We start from the raw sequence: 20,992 nt of genomic DNA, 5'->3' as shown, positions 1-20,992 counted from the left end.
ACGTCGGCGGTCGCGCACGGATTCGGAGAGTATCGACAGGCGTACACACAGCCGCCACTCGTGGCCTCCGTACGGGTGAACGCCACGCTGAACCAGCCCCCGACCGGACCCGTCCCACCGGCCAGGTCGAGCGGCGGCGCGGGACGGCGGCGGCGAGGCTGTGTCGTACGCCCCACGTCTGGGCCGTACGTGCGGCCGGGCGCGGCGAGGGTGGGACCGGTCAGCCCGCGCGCAGGGAGAGGGTCATGGCCTCGACCGCGAGGAGCGGGGCCACGTTCCGGTCGAGCGCTTCGCGGCAGGCGCGGATCGCCTCTATCCGGCGCAGTGTCCGCTCGGGCCTGGAGTTCGCCGCGATGCGCTCCAGCGCCTCGCGCTGCTCGGCGTTGGCTATGGCCACCTGCGAGCCGAACTGCAGGGCGAGCACGTCGCGGTAGAACGCCGTGAGGTCGGTGAGGGCGAGGTCGAGGCTGTCGCGCTGGGTGCGCGTCGAGCGGCGCTTCTGCCGATCCTGCAGGTCCTTCATCACGCCGGCCGTGCCGCGCGGCAGCCGGCCGCCGGTGCCCGCCGCGGCCCCGAGCGCCGCGCGCAGCTCCTCCGTCTCCTTCGTGTCGACCTCATCGGCGAGCTGCTTGGCCTCCTCGGACGCGGCGTCCACCAGCTCCTGCGCGGCCTTGAGGCAGCCGCCGACGTCGTCCACCCGCAGCGGCACCGAGAGCACGGCGGCGCGATGGGCCCGGGCGCGCTCGTCCGTGGCCAGCCGACGGGCCCGGCCGATGTGGCCCTGAGTGGCGCGCGCGGCGACCGCGGCCCGCTCCGGATCGATGCCGTCGCGCCGCACGAGCACGTCGGCGACGGCCTCCACCGGCGGGGTGCGCAGGATGAGGTGGCGGCACCGGGAACGGATCGTCGGCAGCACGTCTTCCAGGGAGGGGGCGCACAGCAGCCACACCGTGCGCGGGGCGGGCTCCTCGATCGCCTTGAGCAGCACGTTGCCCGCGCCCTCGGTCAGCCGGTCGGCGTCCTCCAGGACGATGATCTGCCAGCGCCCGCTGGCCGGGGAGAGCTGGGCCCGGCGCACCAGGTCGCGGGTCTCCTTGACGCCGATGCTCAGCATGTCCGTACGGACCACCTCGACATCCGCGTGCGTACCGATCAGGGCGGTGTGACAGCCGTCGCAGAAGCCGCAGCCCGGTGCTCCGCCCAGCGCGCGGTCGGGGCTGACGCACTGCAGGGCCGCCGCGAAGGCGCGGGCCGCCGTCGAGCGGCCGGAGCCGGGCGGGCCCGTGAACAGCCAGGCGTGCGTCATCTTCGCGCCCGAGGGGCGCGGCGCCGTGGCGCCCGCTCCCGCCGCGCCACCGACGTCGGCGCCCGCACCACCGGCGCCGGGCTCGCCGGCGTCCGCCGGCGGCGACGGGCGCTGCCGGCCGCCGGCCGCGCTCGCGTCCGTGACCAGCGCGTCCGCGTCCAACGCGGCAGCGGCGAGCTGCTCAGCGACCCGGCTCTGCCCCACCAGGTCGTCCCACACCGCCATGACGCCTCTCCCTGCCTGCCGTGCCCTGCCGTACCCCGCCTGTCCCGCGCCCCCGACTGCCCCGCGCCCCGCTCCGCCAGGGGCGGCGGGGACGGGCCGCGACCGCGGACTTCGGGCGGCGTGCCGCCCACGCCCCACCTCCGGACTCCGTCCGGCACGGGCCGGGCTCCCCCACTCCCCCGTCCCGAGCCGTACCGATGCGCTCACGTGCCCGCGGCAGGTGCTCCGAGCGCCGCGGCACCCGGCTCACCTGTCCGCCAACCATTGTGGAGTACGGCACTGACAATGCCGGGCGCACTCGCGCTGACCTGCGAAGACAGCCGCCCGGTGGCGGGGGACGGGCCCTGCCGCCGGGCCGGGCCCTGCCGCCGGAGCCACCCCGAGGCCCCGGCTCAGCCCTTGCGGCCCCAGCCCCTGCGGCCGTTGCCCGGGCGACCGTTGCCCGTGCTGCCCGGGCGGCCCTGGCTGCCGGGGTCCTGCGGTCCGGGCCGCTCGTTCGGGGGCTGGTCGCGGCCGTCATAGCCGCCCGGAGGTACGTCGTGACCGCCCGGAGGTACGTCGTAGCCGCCCGGGTGGCGCTCATCGGGTCGGGCGTAGTGGCCGCCGCCCGCCGCGTCGTGCGGGCCAAGGAGTTCGTCGGCCAGCGTCGGCAGGTCGTCCAGCGGGGTCTCCTCGGCCCACTCGGGGCGACGTCGCTTGCGGCCGTGCGGGTCCGCTCCCGGGTCGTCCGCCTGTCCCGCGCCGCCCTGCCCCGAGGGGGCCTGACCGGCACCGGGGCCGGCGCCGGCCTGCGTCGGGTCGAACTGCGGCAGCTCCCGCGTGCGCTCGTTGCCGGACTCCGGGGCGGCCTGGCGCGCGCCGTCCGCGCCGTCGGCGGCGTCGGCGGCGTCGGCGGCGTCGGACTCGGGCCGGAACATCCACGGCGGCACCCGGTCCGCCGGATCCGCCGGGCGCTCGGCCTCCGGACGCGCGCCCTCGGCGCCGACCGCGGGCAGCACGGCCGTCTCATCCATCGCGCCCGTGGGCGTCTCCGGCTGGGGCGGCGTCGGCAGTTGCGTGGTCTCCTCCGTGTCCCACGCCTCCGGCGTACCAGCGGCCTCGCGTGTGCCGGCAGCCTCGCGCGCGCCCGCGGCATCGCGCGGGTCCCGCACACCGTCGGCCCCGCGCGCCTCGCGTGCCGCACCCCCATCGCGTGCCCCCGGCGCGCTGGGCGTGCCCTGCGCCGGGGAGCCCGCCTCGGGGCGCACCCGCGGCAGCACCCGCGTCGCGTCGTCGGCCGAACCGCCGCTCCGCGCGCCGCCGCCCGTGCCACCGCTGCCCGCGGCAGCGTCCGGTCGCGGTGCCCGCGGGTCTATCCGCGGCGTCTCCACCGTCTCCGTCGCGTCGGGGCCCGCGGTGGCCCGGGACTTGGCGGCGGGGGGCCCAGCGGCCGGGCCCGCGCCGGCGCCCGCCGCCCTCGTACCCGCCGGCCCGCCCCTGCCCTCGTCGGACGGCTTGACCAGCGGCGTCGGCACCGTGGGCGCCTCGTCCCGCGCCCTCGACGGGCCGGGCTTCGGCGGCGCCGTGTCGGTCGCTCCCGGCGCGCCGCCGAGCCCCGGCTCCGGCAGCGCGGCAGCCGCCTCGGCAGCCAGGCGGGCCTGCTCGGCGCGGAGCAGCGCCTCCTCCGCCTTGCGCTGCTTCTCCAGCCGCCGCGCCTCGGCCTCGGCTCGCAGTCGGGCCTCCTCCTCGGCCTGCCGGCGCTGCCGCTCCTCCTCCGCGGCGCGGGCGCGCTCCTCGGCCTCGCGCCGCTGCCGCTCCTGCTCGGCGAGCCGGCGCTCCTCCTCGGCCCGCTGCCGGGCCTCCTCCGCCTGCCGCTCGGCCTCCAGGCGCTTGGCCTCCTCGGCCTCGCGGCGCTTGCGCTCCTCTTCCTCGGCGCGCAGCCGGGCGAGCTGCTCCTGTCGCTCGCGCTCGAGCCGCTCCTCCTCGGCCTTGCGCGCCGCCTCCTCCTCGGCCCTGCGGCGGGCCTCTTCCTCCGCCTTCCTGCGCGCCTCTTCACGGGCCTCGATCTCGGCCTGCGACAGCGGCAGCACCTGGTCGAGGCGGTGCCGTACGACCGTGCTGACGGCCTCGGGCTCCTGGCTCGCGTCGACCACCAGGTAACGCGCCGGGGCCGCGGCGGCCAGAGTCAGGAACCCGGCCCGCACCCGCTGGTGGAACTCGGCGGGCTCGGACTCCAGCCGGTCGGGCGCCTCCGTGAACCGCTCGCGGGCGGCCTCCGGGGAGACGTCGAGCAGCACCGTCAGATGCGGAACGAGGCCGTCCGTCGCCCAGCGCGAGATACGGGCGATCTCGGTCGGCGACAGGTCGCGCCCGGCGCCCTGGTACGCCACCGATGAGTCGATGTAGCGGTCCGAGATCACGACGGCGCCGCGCTCCAGCGCGGGCCGCACCACCGAGTCCACGTGCTCGGCCCGGTCCGCCGCGTACAGCAGCGCCTCGGCGCGGTGCGAAAGGCCCGCGCTGGCGACGTCGAGCAGGATCGACCGCAGCCGCTTGCCGATCGCGGTGGCGCCGGGCTCGCGGGTGACCACGACCTCGTGGCCCTTGCTGCGAATCCACTCCGCGACGGCCGTGACCTGCGTCGACTTGCCCGCCCCGTCGCCGCCCTCGAAGGCGATGAAGAAGCCGTTCGCGGCCGGCGCCTCCGCCGGCTCGCCGCCGCGCACCGCGTCCCGCAGGTCGCGCCGCAGCGGCACGCCCTGCCGGTCGTCGGTCTTGCCGAGCACCAGCGCGGCCACCGGCAGCAGCAGCGCGCCGACCAGCATCAACGTGAACGCCGCGCCGCCGTGCGCGAAGACGAAGTCGCCGTTCTCCAGCCGGTGCGGGCCGATCGCGGCGGCGAGCAGCGGGGCGACGAGCACGCCGAGCGCGAGCGCGACCCGGACGACCGCGTGCAGGTGCTCCGTCGTGCGCGGTCGCCGCGACTCCTCGGTCTCCTGGTCGAGCAGGGTGTGTCCGATGTTCGCCGCGATGCCCGCCGCGACGCCCGCGAGCAGCGCCAGCAGCAGCACCGTCGCCGGGTCGGGGACCAGGCCGGTGGCGAGCAGCGCGAGCCCGGTGGCGGTGATCGCGAGCGCGAACAGGCGGCGGCGCGAGAGTGCGGGCAGCACCCGCGGCGCGCACCGTACGCCGATCACCGGACCGCCGGCGATCATCAGCGCGAGCAGTGAGAACCCGACCGGCCCGCCCCCGAGGTCAGCGGCCTGGAGGAGGGCGACGCCGAAGGCCGCGGCCATCGCCCCGGCCACCGCCGCGCACGCCGGCACGAGCACCGGGATCGCTCCCGTGCGCCCCTTGTCGGGCGCGGTGTGCCGCGCGCCACCCGCCCCGCGCACCGGAACCTTGGGCCGGCGCAGGCCCTCCAGCGGGGAGCGCGCGCGGGTGGCCTGCGCGCCGGGCAGTTCCAGGAAGAAGAGGACGGACACCGAGGCCGCGAAGAGGCCGGCGGCGACGTACGAGGCCAGTGCCGGCTGGTGCTGGTGGAACCAGTCGATGCCGGAGCCGAGTACGTTGCCGAGCAGGGTGACGACGAGCATGCCGGCCGCGGCGATCGGCAGCGAGACGGCGGTGGTGCGGAGCGAGAGCCTCCGCAGCGCGTCGAGGTGGTCGGGCAGCGGTCGTACCGCCGCGCCCTCCAGCGGGGGCGGCGGCAGCAGCGCGGGGGCCGCGCCGTCCTTGGCCACCGTCCACAGCCGCTCGGCCACGCCCACCACGAAGGCCGTGACAAGGAGCGATGCCACGGCGTCGGACGGCATCCAGTCGATCCACAGCGGGGCGATCACCAGGAGTACGAGCCGCACCCCGTCGGCGCCGATCATGGTCCAGCGCCGGTCGAGCGGCCCGGAGGGGCCGATCAGCGAGGCCAGCGGCCCGAGCAACACCGCGCCGAACAGCAGCGTGGCCAGCAACCGGGCGCCGAACACCGCGGCGATGGCGAGCGCCGCACCGCGATACCCGCCGCCGAACGCGCCCGCCGCCACCGCCGCCTGGAACGACAGCGCCAGCAGGGCCAGCACGGCGAGCGCGTCACCGATGCCGCTGACGAACTGCGCACTCCACAGCCGTCGCAGCGGTGGGTAGTGAAGCAACGCTCGTACGGCGCGCTCGCGGGAGTCCGCGGCGAGAGCGCCGGCTGAGGAGCTGACGGCCGTTGGCTGCTCGGTTCGCGTCATCCCGCCAGCCTATCCGGGTCACACGAATTGCCGTGCCCGAGCCCGAACATGTGGACGGGCGCATCGCGGCACACGCCCGGACGAGTCGGTCACAGCGGGGCGAACCAGCCCCGGAGGGGGGTGCACAGGGGGCGCGTGAGCCCATCGCGCGCCACGGAATCCGCCGTGACCGCCCGTCCGAACTCGGCTACGGACCACACGATCCGGCCACCGCGCCCCCGCGCCCCTCACGCCACCTCCCCGCCGGCGGGCGCGGCTCCCACCGAACGCGCGGGGCGTACGCCCCGGGCGCGGCCTCGCCGTCCCTGGGCACGGAAACGGGCCGCGCCGGCGGAGCGGCGCGGCCCGTCGACCGCCGTACGTACCCGCGTGCGCTACTCCGACGCGTCGCCCGTCGACCTAGACGCCGTCGCGGCCTTCTTCGCCGGCGCCGCGGCGGCCTTCGCCGCCGACGCCGTCGTCTTCTTGGCCGCCGTCTTCTTCGCGGTGGTCTTCTTCGCCGCCGTCGTCTTCTTGGCCGCGGTCTTCGCCGGCGCCTTCTTCGCGGTGGACTTCTTCGCCGGTGCCTTCTTGGCCGTCTTCTTCTTCACCGGCCCCTTGGCGCGCTTCTCCGCGAGCAGCTCGTAGCCGCGCTCGGGGGTGATCGTCTCGACGTCGTCGTCACGGCGCAGCGTGGCGTTGGTCTCGCCGTCGGTGACGTACGGGCCGAACCGGCCGTCCTTCACCACCACCGGGCGCTCGCTCACCGGGTCGGTGCCCAGCTCCTTGAGCGGCGGCTTCGCCGCGGCCCGGCCACGCTGCTTGGGCTGGGCGTAGATGGCCAGCGCCTCGTCAAGCGTGATCGTGAAGAGCTGGTCCTCGGTCTCGATCGATCGCGAGTCGGTGCCCTTCTTCAGATACGGCCCGTAGCGGCCGTTCTGTGCGGTGATCTCCTCGCCGCTCTGCGGATCGACGCCCACCACGCGCGGCAGCGACATCAGCTTGAGCGCGTCCTCCAGCGTCACCGTGTCCAGCGACATCGACTTGAACAGCGACGCCGTGCGGGGCTTGACCGCGTTCTTGCCGGTCTTCGGCGCGCCCTCGGGCAGCACCTCGGTCACATACGGTCCGTACCGACCGTCCTTGGCGACAATCTGTCGCCCCGTGTCCGGGTCGGTGCCGAGTTCGAAGTCACCGCTCGGCTTGGCCAGCAGCTCCTCCGCGTACTCCACGGTCAGCTCGTCCGGCGGCAGCTCGTCGGGCACGTCCGCGCGCTGCCCCGGCTCGCCCTCGGTCGGCGAGGGCTTCTCGACGTACGGGCCGTAGCGGCCGACCCGCAGCACGATGCCGTTGCCGACCGGGAACGAGGACACCTCGCGGGCGTCGATCGCGCCGAGGTCGGTGACCAGTTCCTTCAGTCCGCCGAGGTGGTCGCCGGCCCCGCCCGCGGCGGGGGCGGCGGCGATGTCGCCGGCCGTCGGGTCGTTCTGGTCAATCCCGAAGTAAAAGCGTCGCAACCACGGCACGGCCTGGGCCTGACCGGCGGCGATCCGGTCGAGATCGTCCTCCATCTTGGCCGTGAAGTCGTAGTCGACCAGCCGGCCGAAGTGCTTCTCAAGCAGCCCGACCACGGCGAAGCTCAGGAAGGACGGCACCAGCGCGGTGCCCTTCTTGAACACGTAGCCGCGGTCCAGGATCGTCCCGATGATCGACGCGTACGTCGACGGGCGACCGATCTCGCGCTCTTCCAACTCCTTGACCAGCGACGCCTCGGTGTAGCGGGCCGGCGGCTTGGTGGCGTGACCGTCGACCGAGATCTCCTCGGCGGTCAGCCGGTCGCCCTCGGCGACCTGCGGCAGCCTGCGCTCGCGGTCGTCCAGCTCGGCGTTCGGGTCGTCGGCGCCCTCGACGTACGCCTTCATGAAGCCGTGGAAGGTGATCGTCTTGCCGGAGGCCGTGAACTCCACGTCCCGGCCGTCGCTGGCCTGGCCGCCGATGCGCACGGTCACCGAGTTACCGACCGCGTCCTTCATCTGGGAGGCGACGGTCCGCTTCCAGATCAGTTCGTACAGGCGGAACTGGTCGCCCGTGAGCCCCGTCTCCGCAGGCGTGCGGAACCGGTCGCCCGAGGGGCGGATCGCCTCGTGCGCCTCCTGCGCGTTCTTCACCTTGCCGGCGTAGCTGCGCGGCTTGTCCGGCAGGTAGTTGGCCCCGTAGAGCTGCGTGACCTGCGCCCGGGCCGCGGTGATCGCGGTGTCCGAGAGCGTGGTGGAGTCCGTACGCATATAGGTGATGAAGCCGTTCTCGTACAGCTTCTGGGCCACCTGCATGGTCGACTTCGCACCGAAGCCCAGCTTCCGGCTGGCCTCCTGCTGGAGCGTCGTGGTGCGGAACGGGGCGTATGGGGCGCGGCGGTACGGCTTCGACTCGACCGAGCGCACCGCGAAGTTCGTCTCGGTGAGCGCCGCCGCCAGCGCGCGGGCCTGCTCCTCGTCCAGGTGCAGGACGGCCGAACCGTCCTTGAGCTGACCGACGGAGGTGAAGTCGCGGCCCTGCGCGACCCGGCGGCCCTCCACCGAGGCCAGCCGCGCGGCCAGGGTGCCGGGGTCGCTGGCGTCACCGGTGCGGCCCGTGGCGAACGTGCCGGTCAGGTCCCAGTACTCGGCGGAGCGGAACGCGATGCGCTCCCGCTCCCGCTCCACGACCAGCCGCGTCGCCACCGACTGCACCCGGCCCGCCGACAGCCGCGGCATGACCTTCTTCCACAGCACCGGCGAGACCTCGTACCCGTAGAGCCGGTCGAGGATGCGGCGGGTCTCCTGGGCGTCGACCAGGCGCTGGTTCAGCTCGCGCGGGTTGGCCACGGCGGCCCGGATGGCGTCCTTGGTGATCTCGTGGAAGACCATCCGGCGCACCGGGACCTTGGGCTTGAGGACCTCCTGGAGGTGCCACGCGATGGCCTCGCCCTCGCGGTCCTCATCGGTGGCCAGGAAGAGTTCGTCCGACTCGGCCAGCAGCTCCTTGAGCTTCTTGACCTGGTCCTTCTTGTCGTGGTTGACGACATAGATGGGCTGGAACTCGGCGTCGACGTTCACCCCGAGGCGCGCCCACGGCTCGCCCTTGTACTTCGCGGGGACCTCGGCAGCGCCGTTCGGCAGGTCGCGAATGTGCCCGACGCTCGCCTCGACCACGTATCCAGGGCCGAGGTAGCCCTTGATCGTCTTCGCTTTGGCAGGCGACTCGACGATCACGAGTCGTCGGCCGCCCTTCGCGGTCTCGCTGGTCGGGGACAACTTCGCTCTTCTCTCCGGTCGACGCTCAGTGGCTGGGCCACCACACGTACGGTGCTCGCGGTGGCAATACGGTGACGCTGCGGAGTGTGACGGTACCTCCCGCCTCGGTGTCAAACGGAAAAAGCCCGCAACGCCACTCGAAGGGTAAGCCGATGGTCGCCTAACCACTCCTCCTGCTGCGCACCGCCTAGGCGCTGTCACGGTAACCCGACAACCGGGCCGCGTGCCGCACGGGCCGGCACTCCACCGGGTCGGTCAGCCGGTCAGACGGAGCCCAGGCACCAGATTCCGCCGACCAGCGCGGCGGTGCCGAGAACGGTGGAGAGGACCGCGGCGACCGTCGGGTGCGAGCCGTCCAGGACCGGCTGGCGCTGCCGCAGCCGGACCGCCGTCCACAGCAGCAGCGCGACGCCGAACAGCGCGAATGCCGTGCCAGCGAAGGCCGCGGGTCCACTCTCCATGCGAGGAGGGTGGCACGTACGGGCGGCTTCCGGGCGAACGCCACGTGAACGTCCTCACATCGCTGTCCGCCGGGCCGGCACGCGCGCCCGCCGCTCATTTTCGGCCGAGCCCGAGCCGAACCCAGCCACCACCCGCCGCACACCCCACCCTGCACAACGGCCCCACACTCTCCAGACGCCCACACCACGTCGGCACAGGACAGCGCCGACGGCGAGACACCGCCGACGGCGACGCGCACGCCCACCGGGGCCGGCGGTCGGCGCACGGGCGGCAGCACCCGGGTCACCCAGCCGACGGCGGACTCGGCACGGCGGCACCTCTTTTAACAGGCGCCCCGTCCCGTCCATGTGTGGCGAGCCGCACCCCGCGCCCCACCCGTCGCCGACCGGCACTCGCCCACCACTGCCCACCGCTGCCCGCCCCGCCCGGCGGCCGGCGCCCGCCCCTCGCTCACCTTCCACCGCACACCGTCCCGCACGCCCCTCGTGCCCCGGGTCGCCCCCTCCGTGCTTCTCTCCGCCCCACCCGCTCCGCTGGGCGAAGCCCCGCCCACACCGCGCGGGGCGGAGAGCCGCTACACCTCCGCGTCCCCGACCGGCTCCAGGAAGCCCTGCTCGACCAGCAGCCGGATGGCTTCCGGCGTCCGATCCCGGAGCTGCACCGGGTCCTCGCCCAGCAACTGGGCGATCGCGTCCAGAATCCGCCCCGCGCTCAACGAGCCGTCACACACCCCGGCGAACCCGGCGCCGACCGTGTCCACCTTCGTCGCGCGCCGCATGCCCCGGTTCTGCCGCAGCACCACATGCTCCGGGTCCTCCGCACCCGGCAGCCCCACCTGCTCCTGCACCACCTCGGGCGCGAGCCGGAAGCGGGCCGCCAGCAGGGCCGCGTCGTCCGTGGCCCGCAGGAAGTCCTGGCGCTCGAAGTGCGCCCGCACGCTCTCTCCCAGCGGCTGTTCCACCGGGTGCGGCCACTCCTCCACCGTCACCGACGGGTTGGCGGCACCGGACTTGCGCAGGGTGATCCAGCCGAAGCCGACCGCCGTCGTGCGGCGCGCAGCGAACTCGTCCAGCCAGGCGTCATACCGCTCCGCGTACGCCGCCGGGTCGCCCTGGTGGTCACCGCCGTCCCGCAGCCACAGCTCCGCGTACTGCGCGACGTCCTGCACCTCGCGCTGCACGATCCACGCGTCGCAGCCCGGCGGCACCCAGCCCGCGACCCGGTCCCGCCAGTCCTCCCCCCGCACGTGCTGCCAGTTCGCCAGCAACTGGCAGTACCCGCCGTCCGTCAGGTGCTCGGCCGCGCCCTCCACCAACGTGCGGCAAAGGTCGTCCCCGCCCATGCCGCCGTCCCGGTACGTGAACCGCGCGCCGGGGGAGATCACGAAGGGCGGGTTGGACACGATCAGGTCGAACGTCTCCCCCCGCACCGGCTCGAACAGCGAACCCTCCCGGGCCTCCGGAACAGCCGCCCCCGACAGCGCGAGGGTCAGCCGGGCGAACCGCAGGGCCCGCGGATTGCGGTCGGTCACGGTCACACTGCTGGCGTGCTGGGCGGCGTGCAACGCCTGGATCCCGGACCCGGTGCCCAGGTCGAGGGCCCGTCCGACCGGCTCCCGGACGGTGATGCCGGCCAGCGTGGTGGAGGCACCGCCCACGCCGAGCACCAACTGCGACCGCGGCACGGCGCGCTGCTCCTCGTCGGTCGGCCCCACGTCGACCGCCCCGGCGGCTCCGGCCGGCGCGTCCGACGCGGCGTGCGCCCCGGGTCGTACGGCGATCCCGCCCGCGCCCCCCACCGCGCAACCGAGGTCGGAGACGATCCACCAGTCCTCCCCGCCCGGCCCGCCGTACGGCCGCACGTCCACGCTCGCCCGCACCGCGCCACCCCCGGCCGCCGCGCCCCCGCCGGCATCCGAGGCCGGCACGTCGGCGGTGCCGGCGGGCACCAGCCAGCCGTCGGCCAGGCAGTCCTCGACCGGGAGCACGGCGGCGGCCCGCTCGTAGGCGACCGGGCGCTGCAACAGGAACAGCCGGACCAGGGTCTCCAGCCCGCTGTCACCACCGGTCGCGCGGAGCGCCGGCACGGTCTCGCTGCGTCCGAGCGCGGCGTAGGCCGGGGCGCCGAGCAGGTCGAGGAGACCGTCGGCGGTGAAGTCGGCGGCGAGCAGGGCCGCGCGAAGGCGTTCGGCACGCTGCGGATCGGCGTGGGGCAACTGGTGCGTACTCACGGTCCCCATTGTCGGGGCAACCACCGACAATCGGCGAAGGCCCGGCGCCGCGCCGGGTGTGGCGGGGCGCCGGGCCCGTTGTGCCGCCGCTCTCGCGGGGCCCCGGTTCCGCCCGTACGGCCTTCGTTCCGCGCTCGTACGGGCCGTCAATCCGCACACACGGGGCCCTCGCCCGCGCTCGCGGCGACCGTCGGACGGCTCCGAGGATCACCAGGTCGGCCTGGTTGGCCGGCGCGCCCACCGGGCTCCGGCCGGCGCGCTCGCGCACCGCCACTCGTCCGAGCGCCCGCGCGCGTCCCTCTGGTCAGGTTTCGTCTGGTCGGTCTCTTCTGGTCAGCTTCGCCCAGTCGGGTGGTCGGGACCCCCGCGAGCACGGCGACGACTCGTCAGGAACCCGCTCCCGCCGGCGCGTTGGCGTCCAACGAGGGGGCCGGCGCGCCGCCGCTGGGTCGCTGGCAGCCCTTCTGCTTGGCCATCGCCTCGCCCACCTCGCCCTCCTGGAGCCGCTTGAACGCGTCGTTGCTGTTCTTGCCCAGCTTGTTGAGTTCCTCGGCGATGCCGTTGAGGCCCTTGGCGAACTTCGACTTGTCCTTGGTGTCCAGCTTGTCGACGGCCGTCTTGAGGTCCTCGTACGCCCGCGATCTGGCGTTGAGGTCCTTGAGCGCCTCGGTCTGCGCCTTCTCGCCGTCGTCCACCGGAGGCGCGCCCGCGTCCTTGACCGACTTGCCCAGCGCCCGATAGGCGTCGGAGATCTGCTGGAACGCCTGGGAGTCGGTCTGCTGGAGCTTCTTGGAGTCGGGTTCGTCGGCGGCGCCCTGGATGGCCGCGTTGGCGTCCCGGATCTTCTTCAGCTGTGGCTGCATGCCGCCGCAGACCTTCTCGGCCCAGCTCTCGACCTTCTTGTCGCCGTCGTCGCCGTCACCGCCGCAGCCAGTCAGCGCCAGTACGAGTGCCGCACCGCCGGACAGTGCCGCCACAAGCTTCTTGTTCACCGGATTGGTCCCTTCCATGGCCTTCGGCCCCGGAACTTACACGCCCGCAGAGCGAGAGCTACGAGTTGAGCATCCCTTATATGCCCTATTGGGGCTATTTACGCCGCACTGGGCGTGGCGTTCACCTCGCCATCCGGACGACCGGCCGCCCGCGTACCCCCGCACGCCACCCGTGCCTCACCGCGCCGCGCCGCGACCGATCCGTATCACACGACCCGACGGGACGTCACAACCGAAACACGGCGGGCGGGTGGCGCCAATGCACGCCACCCGCCCTCGCGTTACCCCCGGCGCCCGTGGCGCCACGCCCCCGCGCCACCCGCCGCTAATCCCTCCGCCGGCCCCGCCACACACGGCCGCCGCGCGCGGCCACCGACGGCGTACGGGTGGCCCAACGCGTACCGCCACCGCGTGGCATGCGGTGGCGGTACGCCAGGCGTGCGGCCTGGCCAGCGGTGTCGTGCTCGATCTGGCTCAGGAAACCACCGCGGGATCGATGTTCTGGGCCTTCCGGTCGGTGCTGGGCTCCCCCTCGTCACCGACCGCGATGCCGCGCCGCTTGGAGAGGTAGACCGCCCCGATGATGGCCAGGATCGCCAGTACGGCGATGACGGCCCGCAGGCCCGGGCTCGCGTCGTCGCCGTAGCTGAACTTCACGACCGCCGGCGCGATGAGCAGCGCCACCAGGTTCATCACCTTCAGCAGCGGGTTGATCGCCGGGCCCGCGGTGTCCTTGAACGGGTCGCCGACCGTGTCGCCGATGACCGTCGCGGCGTGCGCCTCACTCCCCTTGCCGCCGTGATGGCCGTCCTCCACCAGCTTCTTCGCGTTGTCCCAGGCGCCGCCGGAGTTGGCGAGGAAGACCGCCATCAGCGTGCCGGCGCCGATCGCCCCGGCCAGGAACGACCCCAGCGCGCCGATGCCCAGCGAGAACCCGACGGCGATCGGGGCGAGCACCGCGAGCAGGCCGGGGGTGGCCAGTTCGCGCAGCGCGTCCTTGGTGCAGATGTCGACGACGCGCCCGTAGTCGGGCTTCTCGGTGTAGTTCATGATCCCGGGCTTCTCCCGGAACTGCCGGCGCACCTCGTAGACCACCGCGCCCGCCGACCGCGACACCGCGTTGATCGCCAGGCCAGAGAAGAGGAAGACGACCGCCGCGCCGAAGACGAGCCCCACCAGGTTGTTCGGCTGCGAGATGTCCATGCTCAGGTTCATCTCGCCGGCCACGTTCGCGTTGACGTCGTTGACCGCCTCGGCGATCGCGTCGCGGTACGAGCCGAACAGCGCCGCCGCGGCCAGCACCGCCGTGGCGATCGCGATGCCCTTGGTGATGGCCTTGGTGGTGTTGCCCACCGCGTCCAGGTCGGTGAGCACCTGCGCGCCCTCGCCCCGGACGTCGCCGGACATCTCGGCGATGCCCTGCGCGTTGTCCGACACGGGTCCGAAGGTGTCCATGGCAACGATGACACCGACAGTGGTGAGCAGTCCGGTGCCGGCCAGTGCCACCGCGAACAGCGCCAGCATGATCGAGGTGCCGCCCAGCAGGAACGCCCCGTACACGCTCAGCCCGATCAGGGCCGCCGAGTAGACCGCCGACTCCAGGCCGAGCGAGATGCCCGAGAGCACCACGGTCGCGGGCCCGGTCAGCGAGGTCTTGCCCACGTCCCGCACCGGCCGCCTGCTGGTCTCCGTGAAGTACCCGGTGAGCTGCTGGATCAGCGCGGCCAACACGATGCCGATCGCGACGGCGACCAGGGCGAGGAACCGCGGGTCACCGTCGTGCGCCAGGATCTCCTTGTCCGTGATGCCGTCGAGGTCGGCGTACGAGGACGGCAGGTACGCGAAGACCGCCGCGGCCACCAGGACCAGCGAGATCCCCGCCGAGATGAAGAAGCCCCGGTTGATCGCCGTCATGCCGCTGCGGTCCGTGCGGCGCGGCGCCACCGCGAAGATCCCGATCATCGCGGTGACCACCCCGATGGCCGGAACGATCAGCGGAAACGCCAGGCCCGAGTCGCCGAAGGCGACCTTGCCGAGGATGAGCGCGGCCACCAGGGTCACGGCGTACGACTCGAAGAGGTCGGCCGCCATGCCGGCGCAGTCGCCGACGTTGTCCCCCACGTTGTCCGCGATGGTCGCGGCGTTGCGGGGGTCGTCCTCGGGGATGCCCTGTTCGACCTTGCCCACGAGGTCGGCGCCGACGTCCGCGGCCTTGGTGAAGATGCCGCCGCCCACACGCATGAACATCGCGATGAGCGCGGCGCCCAGGCCGAAGCCCTCCAGCACCTTCGGCGCGTCGGCCGCGTACACCAGCACCACGGAGGCCGCGCCCAACAGGCCGAGCCCCACGGTGAACATGCCGACCACGCCGCCGGTACGAAAAGCGATCTTCATGGCCGCGTGCGAAACCTCGGTCAGGTCTTTACGCGGCTGACCTTCCTCGGGCGTTGCCGCACGTGCCGCAGCGGCAACTCGCACATTACTGCGAACCGCGAGCCACATGCCGATATACCCGGTCGCCGCCGAGAATCCGGCGCCGATCAAGAAAAAGAGCGAACGACCGCCACGCTGCGACCAGTTGTCGGCCGGCAACAGCATGAGCAGGAAGAACACGACGGCCGCGAAAACGGCGAGGGTACGCAACTGCCGGGCCAGATAGGCATTCGCGCCCTCCTGCACCGCGGCCGCGATCTCCTTCATGCTGTCCGTGCCCTCGCCGGCGGCGAGCACTTGGCGTACGAGCACGACCGCGACGGCCAGCGCCGCCACCGCCACGGCGGCGATCACCAGGACGATCAATCGGTTGCCGTCGGTCAGCTCGGCAGCGGCCAGGGTTGGGGACAGGTCTAGCTGATGAGGGGTAAGAGGCCCCGCCATTCGTCCTCCTTGACGTTTGGCACATGGGCGCGCAGCAGTTTCGCGACCGCGAAACAGCCGCCACGCTCAGGCGTCCTGAGCTCAAGATGTGGACGGATTGTAGGGATCAACGCGAGATCAAAACAGTGCACCTCTAAGGGAATTCGCCTGCATCAGCGGTGATCAAATGGTTCGGCCCCAACAATTTCCCCCATACGAAGGAAAGCGTCCATCACGCTGACGCCCACGGAATGATCTCAGGGTCTTATGAACGCCCCTGCTCAGAGCTTTGCCCTCACCTCAGAAGACAACAATGAACAGCTTTGGAGCATTACATTTTTCCGCGCCGTTGACGCGCGCCCCGGCTCCGTCAAGCAGCGCTTCCCCTCGTCCCGCACTCGCCAAGAGGGCGCGAAGTGGGCGCAACCGAGCCCACCCCCGCCCGCCGGCTCGCGCTCCGTCCGACGGCGCACGGCAACGTCACCACGAGCCCGCCCCGACGCGCCCGCGGCCGGATGCCTACAACTTCTTCGCTCCGCGAGCACCACGGCCCCGCCGCACGCCGACAGCCCCGCACACGCCCACCGACCACCCGGGCACCCCCGGCCGGCCCCACGTCTGGCACACCCGCCCGGAGTACCGCCGAAATCGCGCCACCGGCGGGCCGCGCAGAACGTCGCCAGATCCGGCCTGGAGCAGTCGGGATCGACCAAGAACGGTCAGAAGAACCCAGACCTCAGACTCCAAACCCGAGCCCGATCCGCCAGCCCCAGCCTCATACAGCCGGCACGCCACCGCACCGCCACGGCGCCTGGGCAGCCGTCAGCGCCCGCAGACCGCTGCAAGAAATGAGAGCTCGGGGAACAGTTCCAGACCCCTACGAGCACGACACCGCCGTCCTCGCACGCACGGCCTGCACCGCTCCACACGCGAACGCGCACACGCGAGCGCCACCGCTACACGGGCAGAAGCCCGCCAGGACTCACGTACGGAACCCACCCTCGGCCTCGCGTCACCACCCACCGGCGCCACGCGCGTACGGGCTCCCGCGCACGCGAGAACGCGGCTCGGCGCTGCCAGGTACGACAGCCCGAGTGGCCGGGCCCAACATCAGCATCAGGCTCGGGCGCGTCTGGAGCACTCGGGCCGGGCCGGAAGCGGAGAACTGGGGTTCAGCACCGCGCGGTAATCCGCCGAGCGCCAGAAGGACTCAGACGCACGGACGCGTCAGGAAGGGTCAGACGCGCCAAAAAGGACCAGACGTGTAAGGAAAGGTCAGACGCGTCAGGAAGGATCAGGCGCGTCAGGAAGGGGCGGACGCGTCAGCGGTGGGCCAGCTCATGCGGATCACACCGCCCGCCTCGTCCGAGGTCACCTCGACATCATCGACGAGCCCGCTGATCACCGCGAGGCCCATCTCGTCCTCCGCCTCGGCACCGGACTCATCGCCTGACAGCGCATCGCCGGCGCCGTCACCATCGGTGGCACGCCCGGGCACGGCTCGCGGTGCCTCGTCCCCGACCTCGATGGAGAACTTCTTCTCCTCCTCGGTCAGGGCCACCCGCACCGGCGCCGAGACACCATTGCTGACGTGCAGTCCGACGGCCCGAGAGCACGCCTCGCCAACGGCGAGCCGCACCTCGTCCAACACGGCTTCGTCGACTCCGGCCCGGCGCGCCACAGCGGCTGCCACCAGCCGGGCGGTGCGGACGTGCTCTGGAAGGGCACTGAAACGAAGTTCGACGGTGGCCATGCCATCCCCCTCGGTCATACGTGCCCTTTTCCGCGTCTACCGAAAAGGGCGAACTCGCGGAGGGGCCGGGCCGTCAGCCCGGTTCCCCCCGCCACGACGATCTTCCACCCCGCACCACTGGAGCGGGACGTCCGGCACCGTCAGTCGGTGGCGGAGACGGCGTCATCAACCGAGGTGTGAATGGGGAACACCTTGGTCAGGCCGGTGATACGGAAGATCTTCAGAATGCGCTCCTGGTTGCAGACCAAGCGCAGCGAGCCCTCATGGGCGCGCACCCGCTTCAGCCCGCCGACCAGCACGCCGAGCCCGGTGGAGTCGAGGAAGTCGACGCCCTCCATGTCAACGACCAGGTGGTAGCTGCCGTCGTTCACAAGCTCGACCAACTGCTCCCGCAGTTTGGGCGCGGTGTATACATCAATCTCGCCACCGACTTCGACGACCGTACGGTCGCCAACGGTCCGGGTCGACAGGGACAGGTCCACGGAACCTCCAGCACCTTGCATCGAGCGGTCGCCCCCCATGGATCGGCAGCCGCGATGGCATTCAATCACTTACCAGTAGGCGCGCACGACGCCTTGAGCCCATTGTCCGCCACGCCAGTGACAGACTCTGGGTCAATGGCCCACAATCAACTCCCTCGGTCCGCTGGAACACGTCGCTCCCCGCGGGCCATGTTGGATCACCTCGCCGCCGGGGCGGACCGGGCAGCGCGCATCACTCATACGGAGCACTTGCCCCCGCGCGCGGGTCAGCATGCCGACTGGCCTTCGCAGATCCGGCCGGAAGTGATCGATGCCATCGCGGCGACGGGCATCGACCGCCCCTGGAGCCATCAGGCCCGGGTGGCGGAGCACGCGCTCCGCGGCGAATCTGTGATCGTCGCCACGGGCACGGCCTCCGGCAAGTCGCTCGCCTACCTCGCCCCCGTACTCAGCACCCTGCTCGACGGCGCCGAGCTCCCCAGCGACCCGAACACCACCAGTCAGGGCACCCGGGTCCAGGCGAGCCCGCGCACCGGCGCACGGGCCAGTACCCGGCGCGCGACCGCGCTCTACCTCGCCCCCACCAAGGCGCTCGCCGCCGACCAGCGCCGCGCGGTCACCGACCTCGCCGAGCCACTCGGCTCCCGCATCCGCGCCGCGGTCTACGACGGGGACACGCCGGTCGAGGAACGCGAGTGGATTCGCGGCTACGCGAACTACGTCCTGACCAACCCCGACATGCTGCACCGGGGCATCCTCCCCGGGCACCCGCGCTGGTCCTCCTTCCTCCGGGCCCTGCGTTACGTCGTCATCGACGAGTGCCACACCTACCGCGGGGTCTTCGGCTCACACGTCGCCCAGGTGCTGCGCCGGCTACGCCGCGTCTGCGCCCGCTACGGCGCTGAACCCGTCTTCCTCCTCGCCTCCGCCACCTCGGCCGAGCCCGCGCGGTCGGCCGCCCGGCTCACCGGCGTCACCCCGGTGGAGATCACCGAGGACTGTTCACCGCGCGGCGAACTCGTCTTCGTCCTCTGGGAGCCTCCCCTCACCGAACTCCACGGGGAACGCGGCGCGCCCGTACGCCGCACCGCCACCGCCGAGACCGCCGACCTCCTCACCGACCTCGCCGTGCAGGGCACCCGAACCGTGGCCTTCGTGCGCTCCCGCCGCGGCGCCGAACTGATCGCCCTGATCGCCCAGGAGCGGCTCGCCGAAGTGGCCACCAGCCTGCGCCACCGCGTCGCCGCCTACCGCGGCGGCTACCTCCCCGAGGAGCGCCGCGCCCTGGAGCGGGCCCTACACAGCGGCCAACTCCTCGGCCTGGCCGCCACCACCGCCCTCGAACTCGGCGTCGATGTCGCGGGCCTGGACGCCGTACTGCTGGCTGGTTATCCGGGCACCAGGGCGTCGCTGTGGCAACAGGCCGGCCGAGCCGGACGCGCCCGCCAGGGGGCTCTCGCCATCCTCGTCGCCCGTGACGACCCCTTGGACACCTACCTCGTCCACCACCCCGAGGCCCTGTTCCAACAGCCCGTCGAGTCCACCGTGCTGGACCCCGACAACCCGTACGTGCTCGCTCCACACCTGTGCGCCGCCGCCGCCGAACTCCCGCTGACCGAGGCCGACCTGGATCTCTTCGGTCCGGCCGCCGTCGGCTTGTTGCCGCAGCTCGAACAGCGCAAGCTGCTGCGCCGCCGCGCCACCGCCTGGCACTGGACCCGGCGGGAGCGGGCCGTCGATCTCACCGACATCCGGGGTGAGGGCGGCAAGCCCGTCCAGGTGGTGGAGGCCGGAACGGGCCGGCTGCTCGGCACCGTGGACGCCGCCGCCGCGCACAGCACCGTCCACGAGGGCGCCGTCCACCTGCACCAGGGCCGCACCTACCTCGTCCGCCACCTCGACCTGGAGGATTCGGCCGCCTTGGTGGAAGAGGCCAACCCGCCCTACTCGACCACGGCCCGCGACACCACCGGCATCGCCATCCTGGAGACCAGCGCCGAAGTGCCGTGGGGCGACGCCCGGCTGTGCTTCGGGTCGGTCGAGGTCACCAATCAGGTCGTCTCCTTCCTCCGTCGCAAGCTCATCACCGGCGAGGTGCTCGGCGAGACGAAACTGGACCTGCCGCCTCGTACCCTGCGCACCCGAGCCGTCTGGTGGACCGTCACCGAGGACCAGTTGGAACGGGCCGACGTCACCGCGGAGGCCCTGGGCGGCGCCCTGCACGCGGCCGAACACGCCTCGATCGGCATGCTGCCGCTGTTCGCGACCTGCGACCGCTGGGACATTGGCGGCGTGTCCGTACCGCTGCACCCCGACACCCTGCTGCCCACCGTGTTCGTCTACGACGGGCACCCCGGCGGCGCGGGCTTCGCCGAGCGGGCCTTCCACACCGCGGCCCGCTGGCTCACCGCCACCCGAGAGGCCATCGCCGCTTGTGAGTGCGCCGCCGGGTGCCCGTCCTGCATCCAGTCACCCAAGTGCGGCAACGGCAACGACCCGCTGGACAAGAAGGCCGCCGTGCGCCTCCTCACCGAACTACTGGCCCAGTCCCCGCCCCCGTCCGCCGAGTCCGCGCCATAGCCGGTATCGACGGCCCCAACGCCGGCCCACGCTCGGGCCCCCGCTGTGGGACGGTCGCGCCGACAGACCTCCTGAACGCTGACCAGGCCAGCGCGATGCCGAACACCACGGCCGCCGGTGCGGGGTGCGGCGTACGGGTCCCGCCGGCGGCCGGGCCGGTGGCCCCCGGCGTCGTCGGGCCACGCTCGGCACCGAAGTGCCGGACGCTCCCGACCGGGGCGGGAAGTCCCACGGTCGCCGGCCCCGCCCGCGCTCGCACGCGAGGGGTCAGTGCCTTCGACGCTCCGGAGGGGAGCACCGATGCCACCCGGGCCGCCGGCACTTCCGCGACGAGGTCCGCGATCTCGCCGCGTACCGTGCACTTCACCACGCGCGCGCCCTGCGCTCGGGCCACCCGTCCCGCCAGACCGCAGGCCACACGCTCGCCCTGCAACGCGTGGTCGGCAGCGGCGAGCGCCGCCAAGTCGGCCGCGCCGCCCGCTCGATGCCGGGCGACCACCACCGCCCCCATGGTCAGCACCACGGCGAACACCACGCACAGCGCAGAGGCCGCCACGGCCACCCATATCGTCGCCATCCCGCTGTCCCTCCACCTCCCGCCGCCGCGCACCCTCGTCACCCCA

General features: G+C 73.1%; 11 protein-coding genes. 1 reads left to right on the top strand and 10 read right to left on the bottom strand.

What is annotated here, in order from left to right:
* Nucleotides 1–220: 220 nt before the first annotated feature.
* The 9 genes from AC3CHW_RS18240 to bldG all read right to left on the bottom strand — a co-directional run bounded on the left by AC3CHW_RS18240 (nucleotide 221) and on the right by bldG (nucleotide 17,789).
* The gene (locus AC3CHW_RS18240) at nucleotides 221–1,531 is read right to left on the bottom strand and encodes a DNA polymerase III subunit delta' (RefSeq protein ID WP_488467152.1); all 1,311 of its coding nucleotides are present in this window, start codon (nucleotides 1,529–1,531) and stop codon (nucleotides 221–223) included.
* 392 nt (nucleotides 1,532–1,923) lie between these two features.
* Complete coding sequence (gene tmk / locus AC3CHW_RS18235; protein WP_488467151.1) at nucleotides 1,924–5,742, bottom strand: dTMP kinase; 3,819 nt, start codon at nucleotides 5,740–5,742, stop codon at nucleotides 1,924–1,926.
* A gap of 374 nt (nucleotides 5,743–6,116) precedes the next feature.
* Entirely contained in the window at nucleotides 6,117–9,014 is a 2,898-nt protein-coding gene (gene topA / locus AC3CHW_RS18230) for a type I DNA topoisomerase (RefSeq protein ID WP_488467150.1), read from the bottom strand.
* 263 nt (nucleotides 9,015–9,277) lie between these two features.
* The gene (locus AC3CHW_RS18225) at nucleotides 9,278–9,475 is read right to left on the bottom strand and encodes a hypothetical protein (RefSeq protein WP_277321305.1); all 198 of its coding nucleotides are present in this window, start codon (nucleotides 9,473–9,475) and stop codon (nucleotides 9,278–9,280) included.
* Between the two features lie 575 nt (nucleotides 9,476–10,050).
* On the bottom strand, nucleotides 10,051–11,715 hold the full coding sequence (locus tag AC3CHW_RS18220; RefSeq protein WP_488467149.1) for a DUF7059 domain-containing protein: 1,665 nt from the start codon (nucleotides 11,713–11,715) through the stop codon (nucleotides 10,051–10,053).
* A gap of 377 nt (nucleotides 11,716–12,092) precedes the next feature.
* Nucleotides 12,093–12,698, bottom strand: a complete 606-nt coding sequence (locus AC3CHW_RS18215) for a small secreted protein (RefSeq protein WP_488467148.1) — start codon at nucleotides 12,696–12,698, stop codon at nucleotides 12,093–12,095.
* Between the two features lie 474 nt (nucleotides 12,699–13,172).
* Nucleotides 13,173–15,575 (bottom strand): sodium-translocating pyrophosphatase, encoded by a 2,403-nt coding sequence (locus tag AC3CHW_RS18210; protein ID WP_488467147.1) that lies wholly within the window; start codon nucleotides 15,573–15,575, stop codon nucleotides 13,173–13,175.
* Nucleotides 15,576–16,857: 1,282 nt separating this feature from the next.
* On the bottom strand, nucleotides 16,858–17,307 hold the full coding sequence (locus AC3CHW_RS18205; RefSeq protein ID WP_187064160.1) for an ATP-binding protein: 450 nt from the start codon (nucleotides 17,305–17,307) through the stop codon (nucleotides 16,858–16,860).
* 140 nt (nucleotides 17,308–17,447) lie between these two features.
* On the bottom strand, nucleotides 17,448–17,789 hold the full coding sequence (gene bldG / locus AC3CHW_RS18200; RefSeq protein ID WP_098752640.1) for an anti-sigma factor antagonist BldG: 342 nt from the start codon (nucleotides 17,787–17,789) through the stop codon (nucleotides 17,448–17,450).
* 54 nt (nucleotides 17,790–17,843) lie between these two features.
* On the opposite strand from bldG, the gene AC3CHW_RS18195 reads away from it, so the two are divergent.
* A complete protein-coding gene (locus tag AC3CHW_RS18195; protein WP_488467146.1) occupies nucleotides 17,844–20,369 on the top strand; it encodes a DEAD/DEAH box helicase in 2,526 nt (841 codons plus the stop codon).
* Here AC3CHW_RS18195 and AC3CHW_RS18190 read toward each other — a convergent pair.
* Entirely contained in the window at nucleotides 20,317–20,946 is a 630-nt protein-coding gene (locus AC3CHW_RS18190) for an Rv3654c family TadE-like protein (RefSeq protein WP_488467145.1), read from the bottom strand. The two genes, AC3CHW_RS18195 and AC3CHW_RS18190, sit on opposite strands and share 53 nt — an antisense overlap.
* Nucleotides 20,947–20,992: the final 46 nt, after the last annotated feature.

The organism is Streptomyces sp. MGP-BFMKR1, assembly GCF_057766585.1.
This window is presented reverse-complemented; position numbering and strand designations above follow the sequence as displayed.

Excerpts from the sequence above, each read along its gene's own strand:
- AC3CHW_RS18205 (WP_187064160.1), bottom strand. The coding sequence starts at position 17,307 with ATGGCCACCGTCGAACTTCGTTTCAGTGCCCTTCCAGAGCACGTCCGC.
- tmk (WP_488467151.1), bottom strand. The coding sequence starts at position 5,742 with ATGACGCGAACCGAGCAGCCAACGGCCGTCAGCTCCTCAGCCGGCGCT.
- AC3CHW_RS18195 (WP_488467146.1), top strand. The coding sequence starts at position 17,844 with ATGGCATTCAATCACTTACCAGTAGGCGCGCACGACGCCTTGAGCCCA.
- AC3CHW_RS18240 (WP_488467152.1), bottom strand. The coding sequence starts at position 1,531 with ATGGCGGTGTGGGACGACCTGGTGGGGCAGAGCCGGGTCGCTGAGCAG.
- AC3CHW_RS18210 (WP_488467147.1), bottom strand. The coding sequence starts at position 15,575 with ATGGCGGGGCCTCTTACCCCTCATCAGCTAGACCTGTCCCCAACCCTG.
- AC3CHW_RS18225 (WP_277321305.1), bottom strand. The coding sequence starts at position 9,475 with ATGGAGAGTGGACCCGCGGCCTTCGCTGGCACGGCATTCGCGCTGTTC.
- AC3CHW_RS18220 (WP_488467149.1), bottom strand. The coding sequence starts at position 11,715 with ATGGGGACCGTGAGTACGCACCAGTTGCCCCACGCCGATCCGCAGCGT.
- AC3CHW_RS18190 (WP_488467145.1), bottom strand. The coding sequence starts at position 20,946 with ATGGCGACGATATGGGTGGCCGTGGCGGCCTCTGCGCTGTGCGTGGTG.